This is a genomic window from Streptomyces venezuelae (genome assembly GCF_008642335.1).
Taxonomy (GTDB): domain Bacteria; phylum Actinomycetota; class Actinomycetes; order Streptomycetales; family Streptomycetaceae; genus Streptomyces; species Streptomyces venezuelae_F.
Window position 1 is genome coordinate 4,618,701 of record NZ_CP029191.1, and the last position, 12,753, is coordinate 4,631,453.

At 69.5% G+C, this 12,753-nt stretch carries 12 protein-coding genes and 1 pseudogene; 11 read left to right on the forward strand and 2 right to left on the reverse strand.

All coding sequences use genetic code 11. The features are described 5' to 3' along the window. Positions 1 to 44 precede the first annotated feature (44 nt). From hemL to DEJ49_RS21005, 10 genes are all read left to right on the forward strand, one after another. Positions 45 to 1,370: a glutamate-1-semialdehyde 2,1-aminomutase gene (gene hemL, locus DEJ49_RS20960; protein WP_150185544.1), complete on the forward strand. Its 1,326-nt coding sequence runs from the start codon at positions 45 to 47 to the stop codon at positions 1,368 to 1,370. After that, the gene (locus tag DEJ49_RS20965; protein ID WP_150185546.1) at positions 1,367 to 2,059 is read left to right on the forward strand and encodes a histidine phosphatase family protein; all 693 of its coding nucleotides are present in this window, start codon (positions 1,367 to 1,369) and stop codon (positions 2,057 to 2,059) included. The genes hemL and DEJ49_RS20965 overlap by 4 nt, the downstream gene beginning before the upstream one ends. 214 nt (positions 2,060 to 2,273) lie before the next feature. Further along, positions 2,274 to 3,494, forward strand: coding sequence for a hypothetical protein (locus tag DEJ49_RS20970; RefSeq protein WP_150185548.1), 1,221 nt, complete (start codon positions 2,274 to 2,276; stop codon positions 3,492 to 3,494). 89 nt (positions 3,495 to 3,583) lie between these two features. Continuing rightward, positions 3,584 to 4,219 carry a TlpA family protein disulfide reductase gene (locus DEJ49_RS20975; RefSeq protein WP_150185550.1) on the forward strand — a complete coding sequence of 212 codons (636 nt, stop codon included), beginning with the start codon at positions 3,584 to 3,586 and terminating at the stop codon, positions 4,217 to 4,219. Beyond that, positions 4,219 to 4,983, forward strand: coding sequence for a cytochrome c biogenesis CcdA family protein (locus DEJ49_RS20980; protein WP_150185552.1), 765 nt, complete (start codon positions 4,219 to 4,221; stop codon positions 4,981 to 4,983). Before DEJ49_RS20975 ends, DEJ49_RS20980 begins: the two co-directional genes overlap by 1 nt. Before the next feature lie 3 nt (positions 4,984 to 4,986). Continuing rightward, positions 4,987 to 6,702: a cytochrome c biogenesis protein ResB gene (locus DEJ49_RS20985; protein ID WP_150185554.1), complete on the forward strand. Its 1,716-nt coding sequence runs from the start codon at positions 4,987 to 4,989 to the stop codon at positions 6,700 to 6,702. Then, positions 6,699 to 7,796 carry a c-type cytochrome biogenesis protein CcsB gene (ccsB, locus tag DEJ49_RS20990; RefSeq protein ID WP_150185555.1) on the forward strand — a complete coding sequence of 366 codons (1,098 nt, stop codon included), beginning with the start codon at positions 6,699 to 6,701 and terminating at the stop codon, positions 7,794 to 7,796. The genes DEJ49_RS20985 and ccsB overlap by 4 nt, the downstream gene beginning before the upstream one ends. Before the next feature lie 82 nt (positions 7,797 to 7,878). Beyond that, on the forward strand, positions 7,879 to 8,466 hold the full coding sequence (locus DEJ49_RS20995) for an RNA polymerase sigma factor (protein WP_150185557.1): 588 nt from the start codon (positions 7,879 to 7,881) through the stop codon (positions 8,464 to 8,466). After that, the gene (locus DEJ49_RS21000; protein WP_150185559.1) at positions 8,463 to 9,374 is read left to right on the forward strand and encodes a CU044_5270 family protein; all 912 of its coding nucleotides are present in this window, start codon (positions 8,463 to 8,465) and stop codon (positions 9,372 to 9,374) included. The genes DEJ49_RS20995 and DEJ49_RS21000 overlap by 4 nt, the downstream gene beginning before the upstream one ends. 52 nt (positions 9,375 to 9,426) lie before the next feature. Next, positions 9,427 to 9,936: an SRPBCC domain-containing protein gene (locus DEJ49_RS21005; RefSeq protein WP_150185561.1), complete on the forward strand. Its 510-nt coding sequence runs from the start codon at positions 9,427 to 9,429 to the stop codon at positions 9,934 to 9,936. Here the strand turns inward: DEJ49_RS21005 and DEJ49_RS21010 are convergent. After that, the gene (locus DEJ49_RS21010; RefSeq protein ID WP_150185563.1) at positions 9,923 to 10,870 is read right to left on the reverse strand and encodes an isopenicillin N synthase family dioxygenase; all 948 of its coding nucleotides are present in this window, start codon (positions 10,868 to 10,870) and stop codon (positions 9,923 to 9,925) included. The genes DEJ49_RS21005 and DEJ49_RS21010 overlap by 14 nt on opposite strands. A 122-nt stretch (positions 10,871 to 10,992) precedes the next feature. On the opposite strand from DEJ49_RS21010, the gene DEJ49_RS21015 reads away from it, so the two are divergent. Then, a complete protein-coding gene (locus DEJ49_RS21015) occupies positions 10,993 to 11,958 on the forward strand; it encodes a DMT family transporter (RefSeq protein ID WP_223832923.1) in 966 nt (321 codons plus the stop codon). On the opposite strand, the pseudogene DEJ49_RS21020 reads toward DEJ49_RS21015, so the two are convergent. Beyond that, a pseudogene (locus DEJ49_RS21020) lies at positions 11,861 to 12,751 on the reverse strand (LysR family transcriptional regulator); the annotation flags it as partial. The gene DEJ49_RS21015 and the pseudogene DEJ49_RS21020 sit on opposite strands and share 98 nt — an antisense overlap. Between the last annotated feature and the right edge of the window lie 2 nt (positions 12,752 to 12,753).

The window sequence follows — 12,753 nt, forward strand, 5'->3', positions numbered from 1 at the left end:
GGAGTGAAACACCTGTCCGCAGGATGTCCGCGCCCTCTGACACCATGGCTCGTGTGAGCTTCCCGTATAGCGCCCCAGTTTCGCAGACTCTTTTCGACCGTGCGGCGGCCGTGACGCCCGGCGGTGTGAACTCTCCCGTGCGCGCGTTCCGCGCTGTGGGTGGTACGCCCCGTTTCATGGTGTCCGGTGCCGGTCCGTACCTGACTGATGCCGACGGCCGCGAGTACGTCGACCTCGTGTGTTCGTGGGGTCCGATGATCCTCGGGCACAGCCACCCCGAGGTGACCGCCGCCGTGCAGGAGGCCGTCGCGCGCGGCACCTCCTTCGGTACGCCCGGTGAGGGCGAGGTCGCGCTCGCCGAGGAGATCGTGGCCCGCATCGAGCCCGTCGAGCAGGTGCGGCTCGTCTCCAGCGGCACCGAGGCGACCATGTCCGCCATCCGGCTCGCGCGCGGCTTCACCGGCCGCGCCAAGGTGATCAAGTTCGCGGGGTGCTACCACGGGCACGTGGACGCGCTGCTCGCCGCGGCGGGTTCGGGCGTGGCGACGCTCGGCCTTCCGGACACCCCCGGGGTCACCGGCGCGCAGGCGGGCGACACCATCGTCGTGCCGTACAACGACCTCGAAGCGGTGCACGAGGCCTTCCACAAGCACCCCGGTGAGATCGCGTGCGTCATCACCGAGGCGGCGCCGGGCAACATGGGCGTCGTACCGCCGCAGCCGGGCTTCAACGCGGGCCTCAAGGCCGCCTGCGCCAAGAACGGCGCCCTCTACATCTCCGACGAGGTGATGACCGGCTTCCGTACGTCGAAGGCCGGCTGGTTCGGCGTCGACGGCGTGGAGCCCGACCTGATGACCTTCGGCAAGGTCATGGGCGGCGGCTTCCCCGCAGCGGCCTTCGGCGGCCGCGCGGACGTCATGGCGCACCTCGCCCCGGCGGGCCCCGTCTACCAGGCGGGCACGCTGTCCGGTAACCCGGTCGCGACGGCCGCGGGCCTCGCGCAGCTGCGGCTCCTCGACGACGCGGCGTACGAGAAGGTGAACGCCGTCTCCGCGGAGATCCGTTCGCTCGTGACGGAGGCGCTGGGCAAGGAGGGCGTCGCCCACCGGGTGCAGAACGCGTCGAACATGTTCACCGTCTTCTTCACCGACCGCGAGGTGCGGAACTACGAGGACGCGAAGGCGCAGGAGTCCTTCCGCTTCACCGCGTTCTTCCACTCGATGCTGGCCCAGGGTGTCTATCTGCCGCCGTCGTCCTTCGAGTCCTGGTTCGTGTCCACCGCCCACGACGAGCGGGCGATCGAGCGGATCGCCGCCGCCCTGCCGGGTGCCGCGCGCGCGGCCGCGGAAGCCACGGAGGTCTCCGCATGACCGGCACCCCGGCGGGCGACGAGCTGACCGTCGTCCATGTGATGCGCCACGGCGAGGTGCACAACCCGGACGGGATCCTGTACGGGCGGCTGCCCGACTACCACCTGTCCGAGCTGGGCCGCCAGATGGCGGACCGGGTCGCCGAGCACCTCTCCCAGCGCGATGTCACGCACGTCGTGGCGTCGCCGCTGGACCGCGCCCAGGAGACGGCCACGCCGATCGCGAAGGCGCACGGCCTGGACCTCGCCACGGACGCCCGCCTCATCGAGGCGGCCAACGTGTTCGAGGGCAAGACCTTCGGTGTCGGGGACGGCGCGCTGAAGAACCCCGACAACTGGAAGCACCTCGTCAACCCCTTCAAGCCCTCCTGGGGCGAGCCGTACGTCGAGCAGGTCGTACGGATGATGGGCGCCCTGGACGCGGCGAAGGACGCGGCCCGCGGGCACGAGGCGGTGTGCGTCAGCCACCAGCTGCCGATCTGGATCGTGCGCAGCTTCGTGGAGAAGCGGCGCCTGTGGCACGACCCGCGCAAGCGGCAGTGCACGCTCGCGTCGCTGACGACGTTCACCTACCGCGGCGACAAGATCGTCTCGGTGGGATACACCGAGCCCGCACGGGATCTGGTGCCCGCGCATCTCCTCGCCGGTGCCAAGCCGGTGAAGGGCAAGGGCAAGGCATTCGGCGCCTGAGGGCACTCGCTTTTCCCTTTGGGGCAACTCGGTGCATCCCCCATTATCGACGTCGCGTAGTCACGCAGCGACTCTATGTCCCCTTCCGGTAAAACAAGATAAATAACCGCGATTTACCGGAACCGCGGTGATCGTCGCGCCCTCTAACTGGTCGTCCGTCTTGCATGGCAGATAGAGCAGGGCCGGACCCAAGGGCGCGACGATTGGGGATGGAATGCGCGACATCAGCCGCAGGGGAATACTCGGACTCGGAGCCGGTACGGCCGCCGCTTTCGGGCTCGCGGCATGCGGCTCCGGGGGCGGCGGCGATGCGTCGGGGCCCGCGGGAAAGGCCGGGGACGAGCAGGGCGGCGCGAGCAAGCAGCCCGCCAAGCCGATCGGTGACGGCTCGACCTCGTACACCGGCAAGCAGCCCCACCAGCCGGGCAAGCCCGTGCCGCTGCAACCGGGCGAGACGCCGCCGCAGTTCGTGATCTTCTCCTGGGACGGTGCGGGCGAAGTGGGGAACGGTCTGTTCCCGCGCTTTTTGAAGCTCGCCAAGGAGCACGACGCGCACATGACGTTCTTCCTCTCCGGGCTTTATCTGCTCCCGGAATCGAAGAAGCGGATGTACCGTCCGCCGAACAACAGCGTCGGCGCTTCCGACATCGGATATCTCACCGACGGTCACATCAAGGACACTCTGAAGTACGTGCGTGAGGCATGGCTCGACGGCCATGAAATCGGCACGCACTTCAACGGCCACTTCTGCGCGGGTACGGGAACGGTCGCCAACTGGACGCCCGCACAGTGGCAGGACGAGATCGACCAGGCCAAGTCCTTTGTGAAGAAGTGGCGTACGAACACGGGTTGGACCGATCTGCCTTCGCTGCCCTTCGACTACGACAAGGAACTCGTCGGCGGCCGCACCCCGTGTCTGCTCGGCCAGGACAACCTGCTGCCGACGGCGAAGAAGCTCGGCTGGCGCTACGACGCGTCCTCGCCCGGTGGTCGCCAGCGCTGGCCCCAGAAGAAGATGGGCATCTGGGACCTGCCGCTGCAGGCGGTGCCCTTCCCGGGGCACTCCTTCGAGGTCCTGTCGATGGACTACAACATCCTCGCCAACCAGTCGAAGAACTCCACGAAGGCCCCTTCGTACAACTACCCGGGCTGGCGCAAGCAGGCCACGGAGGCGTACATAGCCGGCTTCAAGCGGGCCTACGAGTCCAACCGCGCCCCCTTCTTCATCGGCAACCACTTCGAGGAGTGGAACGGCGGCATCTACATGGACGCCGTGGAGGAGGCCCTCAAGCACATCGCGGGCAAGAAGGACGTGCGCCTCGTCTCGTTCCGCCAGTTCGTCGACTGGCTCGACGTGCAGGACCCGAAGGTCCTCGCCAAGCTCCAGGGCCTGGAGGTCGGCCAGCAGCCGGCGGGCGGCTGGAAGAGCCTCTGAGACGGGCTCCCGGTCCGCTCTGAAGAGGGGACTTCGTTCGGTGGAGGGGGTGCGGAAGATCCACGAAATGGACATGCGAAACTTTTCACATGAGTGTCGCCTGCCGCGCCCCACACCGCATCGATAGCAGCAATCACCGTCGCAGCCGCGCCGCCCTGCTCGCCGCAGGTGCCGTCGTCGCCGCGCTGACACTGTCCGCCTGCGGCTCCGGGGGCACGTCGGGGGGTTCCGGCAACACCAACTTCGTCGCCGGGTCCGACGGCATCGCCACCGTCAAGAAGGCGGACCGCAAGTCCAGCCCCTCGCTCGACGGCGAGACCCTCGACGGCAAGAAGCTCAACATCGCCGAGGACTACAAGGGCAAGGTCGTCGTCATCAACGTCTGGGGCTCCTGGTGCGCGCCGTGCCGGGCCGAGGCGCCGAACTTCGTGAAGGTCGCCGCGGAGACGAAGGCCAAGGGCGTCGAGTTCGTCGGCATCAACACGCGTGACCCGCAGCGGGGTCCCGCGGTGCAGTTCGAGAAGGAACACAAGGTTCCCTATCCGAGCCTGCACGACCCGATGGGCAAGCTGATGCTCCGCTTCCCCAAGGGCTCGCTCAACCCGAACTTCATCCCCTCCACGCTCGTCATCGACCGGGACGGGAAGATCGCGGCGCGCTCGCAGCAGCCGCTGAACGAAGAGAAGCTGCGGAAGATGATCGACCCCGTGCTCGCGGAGAAGTGATGTCGACGCTCGCGGCTATCAGCGGACCGAACCAGACCGTGATGAGCGGCGCGCTTCTGCTGGCGTTGCCCATCGCCCTGCTCGGCGGTCTCGTCTCCTTCTTCTCGCCGTGCGTGCTCCCGCTCGTGCCCGGCTACCTGTCGTACGTCACCGGCGTCAGCGGCCAGGACATGGCCGAGGCCAAGCGAGGCCGGATGGTCGCCGGCTCCGGCCTCTTCGTGCTCGGCTTCACCGCCGTCTTCGTCTCTTACGGAGCACTGTTCGGAGAGTTCGGGCGGACCCTGCAGGAGAACCAGAGCATCGTCACCAGGATCCTCGGCGCGGTGATGATCCTGCTCGGGTTCTTCTTCATGGGGCTCATGCCCAAGGTCTCCCAGCGGGAGTTCCGCTTCCACAAGAAGCCGGCAGTGGGCCTGGCGGGCGCGCCGATACTGGGCGCCTTGTTCGCCGTCGGTTGGGCCCCCTGCGTCGGCCCGACACTCGCCGCCGTCAGCGTGCTCTCCCTCAATGAGGCGAGCGCGGGACGTGGGGCTCTGCTGAGCGTCGCGTACTGTCTGGGGCTCGGCGTCCCGTTCATCCTCGCGGCGGTCGCCTTCCGCAAGGCGCTCGGCGCCTTCGGCTGGGTGAAGCGGCACTACGTCTGGGTGATGCGCATCGGCGGCATCATGATGATCGCGACCGGTCTGCTTCTCGTCACCGGTGTGTGGGACAGCATGGTGCAGCAGATGCAGGTCTGGACCAGCGGCTACACGGTGGGGATCTGAACCATGAGCAAGACCGAAGCTCCTGACAGCGCGACCGGGACCACCGAGGACCGGAAGGACTACGAAGCCGCGGGCGCCAAGCTGTCGACCGCCCCACGCGACCGCGACGACGCGCCCAACCTGCCGCGGCTCGGTGTCATCGGGTGGATCCGCTGGTTCTGGCGGCAGCTCACCTCGATGCGCGTCGCGCTCATCCTCCTGCTGCTGCTCTCCCTCGGCGCGATCCCGGGATCCCTGATCCCGCAGAACAACGTCGACGAGCTCAAGGTCCAGGACTTCATGGACCGGCACACCACGCTCGGGCCGTTCTACGACAAGCTGCAGCTCTTCGACGTCTACAGCTCGGTGTGGTTCTCCGCGATCTACATCCTGCTGTTCGTCTCCCTCATCGGCTGCATCGTGCCCCGCACCTGGCAGTTCGTCGGCCAGCTCCGCGGCCGCCCGCCGGGCGCACCCAAGAAGCTGACCCGGCTGCCCGCGTACACGACGTGGCGCACCGAGGCCGAGCCCGAGCAGGTGCACGAGGCCGCGCTCGCGATGCTCAAGCAGCGCCGCTTCCGCGCCCACACCGCCGGTTCCGGCGCCGGCAGCTCCGTCGCCGCCGAGAAGGGCTACCTGCGCGAGGCGGGCAACCTGCTCTTCCACATCGCGCTGATCGTGATGCTGATCGCGTTCGCCGCCGGGCAGCTCTTCAAGTCCGAGGGCGGCAAGCTGGTCATGGAGGGCGACGGCTTCGCGAACACCCTCAGTCAGTACGACGACTTCAAGTCCGGCAGCCTCTACGACACCGACGACCTGGCGCCCTTCAGCTTCAAGCTCGACAAGTTCGTGGGGACGTACGAGGAGTCGGGCCCCAACCGCGGCACGGCCCGCACCTACCGCGCGGACGTCACCTACAGCGAAGGCGCCGACGGCCCCGAGAAGAAGAAGTCCATCGAGGTCAACGAGCCGCTGGAGGTCGACGGCTCGAAGGTCTACCTGATCGGGCACGGCTTCGCGCCCGCCGTCACCGTCCGCGACGGCAAGGGCAAGATCGTCTACCAGGCGTCCGTGCCGGTGCTCCCCATCGACCAGAACGGCACCTCGACCGGCGCCATCAAGGTCATGGACGGCTACCGCGACAAGAACGGCAAGCCCGACCAGCTCGGCTTCAACGCCTTCTTCGTGCCGACCTTCGCCGGTGTCGGCAAGGGCCAGATGTTCTCGCAGTTCCCCGCCGCGAACTACCCGGTCCTCGCCCTGTCCGCGTACCACGGCAGCCTCGGCGTGAACGCCGGTGTCCCGCAGAACGTGTACCAGCTGGACACCCGCAAGATGACGAAGTTCAAGGACGCCAAGGGCGAGCTGCTCAAGCAGCGGCTGCGCCCCGGTGAGACCATGAAGCTCCCCGACGGCGCGGGTTCGATCACCTTCGAGAAGGACCTCAAGGAGTGGGCGACGTTCCAGATCTCGCAGCAGCCCGGCACCGGGTGGGCACTGGGCGGGGCGATCGCCGCCGTCGCGGGCCTCGCGGGATCCCTGTTCATCCAGCGCCGCCGTGTCTGGGTGCGGGCGGTCAAGGGCGCCGACGGCGTCACCGTCGTCGAGATGGCGGGCCTCGGCCGCAGTGAGTCCGCCAAGGTCCCCGAAGAGCTCTCCCAGCTCGCCGCCCACCTGCACGATCAGGCGCCGACCGCGCCCGAACAGGACCCCGAACCTGCCGAAGGGGCTGAGAAGTGAATCTCGCCACCACCCTGGCCGCCGAGCCCAACGAGAATCTCGCGCACATCAGCAACGTGCTGATCTACTCCGCGATGGCCGTCTACCTCCTGGCGTTCTTCGCGCACATGGCGGAGTGGCTCTTCGGCAGCCGCAGCAAGGTCGCCCGCACGGCGGCGGCGCTCACGCCCGGCAGGAAGACGGCCGCCGCGGCCGCGCCCGCCGTCACCGCGCAGGCCAAGGGCGGCACCGCCACCCTGGAGCGCCCCAAGGTCGTCACCCGGTCCGTGACCGGCACCCGTGACGTGCCCGACGGGCCCGGCGCCTCCGCGGGCGACGAGAAGGGCGACCTCTACGGCCGTATCGCCGTGTCCCTCACGGTCCTCGCGTTCCTGCTCGAGTTCGGCGGCGTGCTCACCCGCGCCCTGTCGGTGCAGCGCGCGCCGTGGGGCAACATGTACGAGTTCAACATCACCTTCTCCACCGTCGCCGTCGGTGTGTACCTGACGCTGCTCGCGCTGAAGAAGCCCATCGCCTGGCTCGGTCTGCCGCTGGTCACCTCGGTCCTGCTGGACCTCGGTCTCGCCGTCACCGTCCTGTACACCGACAGCGACCAGCTGGTCCCCGCGCTGCACTCGTACTGGCTGTGGATCCACGTCTCCACCGCGATCTTCTGCGGCGCGGTCTTCTATGTCGGGTTCGTCTCGACGATGCTCTACCTCTTCCGCGACAGCTACGAGACGAAGCTGGCGGGCGGCGGGCAGCCCGGCAAGTTCGCCACGTCCGTCCTGGAGCGGCTGCCCTCGGCGGCGTCGCTCGACAAGTTCTCGTACCGGCTGAACGCCGCGATCTTCCCGCTGTGGACGTTCACGATCATCGCGGGCGCGATCTGGGCGGGCGACGCGTGGGGCCGCTACTGGGGCTGGGACCCCAAGGAGGTCTGGTCCTTCATCACGTGGGTCGCCTACGCCGGTTACCTGCACGCCCGCGCCACGGCGGGCTGGAAGGGCCGCAAGGCCGCCTACCTGGCCCTGATCGCCTTCGGCTGCTGGCTGTTCAACTACTACGGCGTGAACATCTTCGTCACCGGCAAGCACTCGTACGCCGGAGTCTGAGCGACGCACACCGCCTGAAGAAGCCGGTTTCCGTGACCCAGGTCACGGGAACCGGCTTCTTCCGTTCGGACAGGTAGAGGGCGTGGACACGAATCAGGGGGAACTACAGGCACGGCACGGAGCGCTGCGCGGCCGCATCAGGGACGGGGACCCCGACGCGTTCGGCGACCTCTTCGACGCGTACGCGCGCGCCGTCTACAACCACGCCTACCGGCTGACGGGCGACTGGTCGGCCGCCGAGGACATCATGTCCCTCACCTTCCTCGACGCGTGGCGGCTGCGCGGGCGCGTCGACGCGGACGGCGGGTCGCTGCGGCCCTGGCTGCTCGGCGTCGCCACGAACGTCACCCGCAACACGCGCAGGGCCGCACGCCGGCACGCGGCCGCCGTCGCCCGTCTGCCGCGGGACGAGGTCGTCGCCGACTTCGCGGACGAGCTCGCCGGGCGCATCGACGACGGGGAGCAGCTCTCCCTCGTCCGCACGGCCCTGGCGGAGCTGCGCCGCGCCGAGCGGGAGGTGCTGGCGCTGTGCGTGTGGTCGGGGCTCGACTACGGGTCGGCGGCCGCCGCGCTCGGCATCCCCGTCGGCACGGTGCGCTCCCGGCTCTCGCGGGCCCGCGCGAAACTCACAAAAGCGGTGAAATCGCCGATCAGGGAGGGAATCCGATGAACGAGCTTCCCGAGCGCGACCTTCCGCCGGGACGTCATCACCTGCTCAAGGAGCACCTGGTGACCGAGATCCGGCAGAAGCGGGACGAGAAGACGCCCAAGGTGTGGTTCCGCCCCGCGCTGGTGGCGGGAGCGGTCGCCGCGACGGTCGTGGCGGGCGTCCTGGTCGCCTCGCCGTTCGGCGACCGGGCGGCGCAGGCGGACCCGCCGTCGAAGGAGACCGTGCGGATGCTGGAGTCGATCGCGGCGGCGGCGGAGGCGCAGCCCGCGCCAAAGGGGCTACGGGACGACCAGTTCGTGTACATCAAGAGCAAGGGCGCCTTCATGGCGGGCGGTGACGACGGGCCGATGAGACTCGAACCCGTCCACACCCGTGAGTTCTGGCTTTCGGTGGACGGCCGGCACGACGACATGTTGAACGAGCCCGAAGGCGGCTTCCAGAACGAGATCCTGAAGCACGAAGGGTCCTCGCTGCCGTCGGACACCAACTACCGCAACCTGCAGAAGCTGCCCACCGGCCCGGCCGACATGCTCGACTGGATTCACCGGGAGGCCGACGGCGACACCACCGCCGACCAGGCCGCCTTCGTGCTGGTCGGCGATCTCTCCTACGAGTCGCTGATGCCACCGAAGCAAGCGGCAGCGCTCTACCTCGCGGCGTCCAGGATTCCCGGCGTCCAGCTGATCGACGACGCGGTCGACGCCGAAGGGCGGCACGGCGTCGCCATCGCCCGCGAGGACCAGGGCGAGCGCCAGGAACTGATCTTCGACAGGGAGACCAAGCGGTTCCTCGGCGCACGGGAAGTGGCGGTCGAGGACCTGCCGTACGGTCCGAAGAAGGGCGATGTGCTCGGTCACAGCGCGATCCTGGAGCGCGCCGTCGTCGACAAGCTGGGCGAGCGCCCGTAAGTACGCCCGTGTCAGGAGTGCGGAACCGGTCCCGCCGGGCCACGCTTGGGCCATGACCGCGACGATCGGACAGGGCACGAGCCGCACGGACGGCTCCACCCAGCACCTCCAGTACGAACTGCACCTTCCCCACCCCGTGGACAAGGTCTGGGCGGCGGTGGCCACCCCCGGCGGGCTGCCGGGGTGGCTCGCCGCCGCCGACGTGTTCGAGCCCCGGCTCGGCGGCGCCGTCACCCTGCGCTGGCTCAACGGCGGCGAGGACGCCACGCACTCCGGGCGTGTCACCGCCTGGGACCCGGGCGTCGTCGCCGAGTACACGATCGACCTGCACGGCCGGTGCCGGTTCCACCTCGAACGTGTCGGGGCGGCCGGCACCACGCTGCGGTTCACCAACGAGTTCGAGGGCGACGACGCGCTGCGGCTCGACTGCCTCGCCGGCTGGCACGACCACTTCGGGCTGCTCTCGGACGCGCTGGACGGCCGCCCCAAGGACTGGTCGACGTGGACGACGGCCCGCTGGCAGGAGCTCCGCGACATGTACGAGACGGCTACTCCACGGTGATCGCGTCCAGTTGGGCCCGCAGGTACACGTGCGAGTCCACACCGCGTACGTCGGTGCCCGGATCGCACTCGTAGAAGTACACGAGGGACATCAGCTCCTCGGCGGGCAGGTCGGCCGGTGGGGGCAGGACGCGGTGGCGGCCCGACTGCCAGCGGCCGGCGGTCCAGCGGGCCATCAGGTCGCCGATGTTGACCGTGAACGCCTCCGGGGCGAACGGGGCGTCCTGCCAGCCGTCTTCGTCAGTGAAGACCTGGAGACCGCCCCGGCCCGCCTCGCGGTCGAGGACCGTGACCGTGCCGAAGTCCGTGTGCGGGCCGATGCGGAACTGGCCCGGCTCCGGCTCGCCCACGGTCTCGCGGCCCGGATACCAGTTGATGTTGAAGCCCCACGTGGGGTGCCCGGTGTGGCGGGTGAAGTAGTCCTCCGGCTCGCCCAGCGCCACGCCGAGGAGTCCGAGGAGGCGGTCCGAGAGCGTCCGCATCTCCCGCAGATACGTCGTCACCAGGGCCCGCAGTTCCGGCGTCTCCTCCGGCCACGTGTTCGCCGCGAACCACTCCGCGTCGACCGCCGCGTTCCCCGTCGGCTCGTCTGCGGCGAAGGACAGCGACTCCTTGAGGTCCGGGGGAGCGGCCGTGCCCTCCGCGTAGCTGTTCGCCTCGGCGCCCGGCCCCAGCCAGCCGCGACCGCCGACCTTCACCGCGTACGGACGCTTGGCGCGCCGGGGGAGGTGGAAGAAGCCGCGCGCCGAGGAGCGGATCGCCGCACGCAGCGCGGGGTCGACGCCGTGCCCGGTCACCAGGAGGAAACCGGCGCCGCGCAGCGCCTCGTCGACGGTCCGTGCCGTCCGCGCGCGGGCGTCGGCGTCGTCGGAGAGCCAGGGGCGCAGATCGATGGTCGGGATGCGGGACGCGCTGCTCGCGGATGCGCTGCTCATGCTCTGCATCGTGCCCGCCCGAGCCCCCTGTCAGGCCTCATCGACAGCACCGATGGAGCCATCGGAAGGACGCCCCACTGGCGCGTGGACCAGCGCATACGTCCGCTCGTAGCTTCATGGACATGACCTCCACCAAGCTCTCCGAGCGCACGGGCACGGCCCAGCTCACCGCCGCCATGATGTTGTCCGGCACCCTCGGCATCTTCGTCGTCGAGTCCGGCGCCTCCGCCTTCAACGTCGTCTTCTTCCGCGTCCTGTTCGGCGCCCTCGCCCTCGGCGCGTACGCGTTCGCCCGCGGTTACTTCCGCGACCACGGACTCACCCTCAAGAAGCTCGGACTCGCCGCGCTCGGCGGGGTGTTCATCGTCTTCAACTGGGTGTTCCTCTTCAAGGCGTACGAGGCCAGCTCGATCTCCCTGGCCACCGTCGTCTACCACACGCAGCCGTTCTTCCTGGTGCTGCTCAGCGCCCTCGTCCTGCGCGAGCGTCTGTCCCGCTCCCAACTGGGCTGGCTGGTGGCCGCGTTCGCGGGGCTCATCCTGGTCTCGGGGGTGCGGCCGGGTGACGCGGGATCGCTCGCGGGCATCGGCCTCGCGCTCGCCGCCGCCGTCCTCTACGCCCTGTCCACCCTCGTCACCAAGCGCGTCACCGGCGTCCGCCCGCACCTGATCGCCCTCGTCCAGGTCGTCGTCGGCATCCCGCTGCTGCTGCCCTTCACCGACTTCGGCGCGATGAGCGGCACCGGCGCCGGATGGGCCTGGCTCGCCGGACTCGGCGTGATCCACACCGGCCTCATGTACGTCCTGATGTACGCGGCGTACGCCAAGCTCCCCACCGCCAAGATCGCCGTGCTCGCCTTCACCTACCCGGCCGTCGCGATGGTCGCCGACTGGGCGGTCTACGGCCACCACATCGGGCTCGTCCAGGCCCTCGGCGTCCCGCTCATCGTCGCCGCGAGCCTCAAGGTCACGCTGGCCCGGACGGCGAACCCTGCTCCCGCACGAGCCGCACGGCCTGCTCGACGAACAGCCGCACCTGCGGAGCGAGACGCTTCCCCGACCGCCACGCGAGCTGCGTCCACAGTGTGAACGGCGGCTCCCAGTCCAGCCGGACGAGCGTGCCGGCCGCCAGCTCCCTGGCCACTGTCACGGCCGGCAGCAGAGCGACACCCAGACCGCCCGCCACCCCCTGCTTCGTCGCCTCGATGGTGCCGAACTCCATGAAGGGGGGTGGCGTGCCGGTCTGTTCGCGCAGTTCCCCCTCGAAGAGGTCCCGGTACGGACAGCCGGGCTCGGTGCCGACGAGCTGCGCCGAGGCCAGGTCCTCCGTGGTGAGGGCGGCCGCGCCGCGCGCCGCGAGCGGATGGGCGGGCGCGCAGACCAGGACCAGCGGCTCCCGCGCCAGAACCTCGGTCTCCAGACCCTGGTGCTCGGTCTCCGGCTCCATCAGGAAGCCCACGTCGTACGTCCCCTGCCGCAGCGCCTGCCGGGTCTCGTCGCCCAGCGTGGGGCGCAGCGAGAGCCGCACCTTCGGATAGCGGTGGTGGAAGAGTTCGAGGAGCGGCGGCAGCCGGTAGGACGTCAGCGACTCCATGGTGCCGACCGCGATGGCGCCGGAGGGTTCCTCGGCGCCGACGACGGCGGACCGTGCCTCGTCGGACAGCTCGATGATCTGCCGGGCGTAGGGCAGCAGCCGCTCGCCCGCCTCGGTGAGCCGGATGCGGCTGCCGAGCCGGTCGAAGAGCTCCGTGCCGAGGGAGGTCTCCAGGGCGCGGATCTGGCTGGTGACGCTGGACTGCGCGTACTTCAGCTCGGTGGCGGCGCGGGTGAAGCTGAGGACGGTGGCGACCTTCTCGAAGGTCACGAGCAGCCGCAGTTCCACGG

Coding starts and splice junctions, on each gene's coding strand:
- hemL (WP_150185544.1), top strand. CDS start 45: ATGGCTCGTGTGAGCTTCCCGTATAGCGCCCCAGTTTCGCAGACTCTT.
- DEJ49_RS20965 (WP_150185546.1), top strand. CDS start 1,367: ATGACCGGCACCCCGGCGGGCGACGAGCTGACCGTCGTCCATGTGATG.
- DEJ49_RS20970 (WP_150185548.1), top strand. CDS start 2,274: ATGCGCGACATCAGCCGCAGGGGAATACTCGGACTCGGAGCCGGTACG.
- DEJ49_RS20975 (WP_150185550.1), top strand. CDS start 3,584: ATGAGTGTCGCCTGCCGCGCCCCACACCGCATCGATAGCAGCAATCAC.
- DEJ49_RS20980 (WP_150185552.1), top strand. CDS start 4,219: ATGTCGACGCTCGCGGCTATCAGCGGACCGAACCAGACCGTGATGAGC.
- DEJ49_RS20985 (WP_150185554.1), top strand. CDS start 4,987: ATGAGCAAGACCGAAGCTCCTGACAGCGCGACCGGGACCACCGAGGAC.
- DEJ49_RS21000 (WP_150185559.1), top strand. CDS start 8,463: ATGAACGAGCTTCCCGAGCGCGACCTTCCGCCGGGACGTCATCACCTG.
- DEJ49_RS21005 (WP_150185561.1), top strand. CDS start 9,427: ATGACCGCGACGATCGGACAGGGCACGAGCCGCACGGACGGCTCCACC.
- DEJ49_RS21010 (WP_150185563.1), bottom strand. CDS start 10,870: ATGAGCAGCGCATCCGCGAGCAGCGCGTCCCGCATCCCGACCATCGAT.
- DEJ49_RS21015 (WP_223832923.1), top strand. CDS start 10,993: ATGACCTCCACCAAGCTCTCCGAGCGCACGGGCACGGCCCAGCTCACC.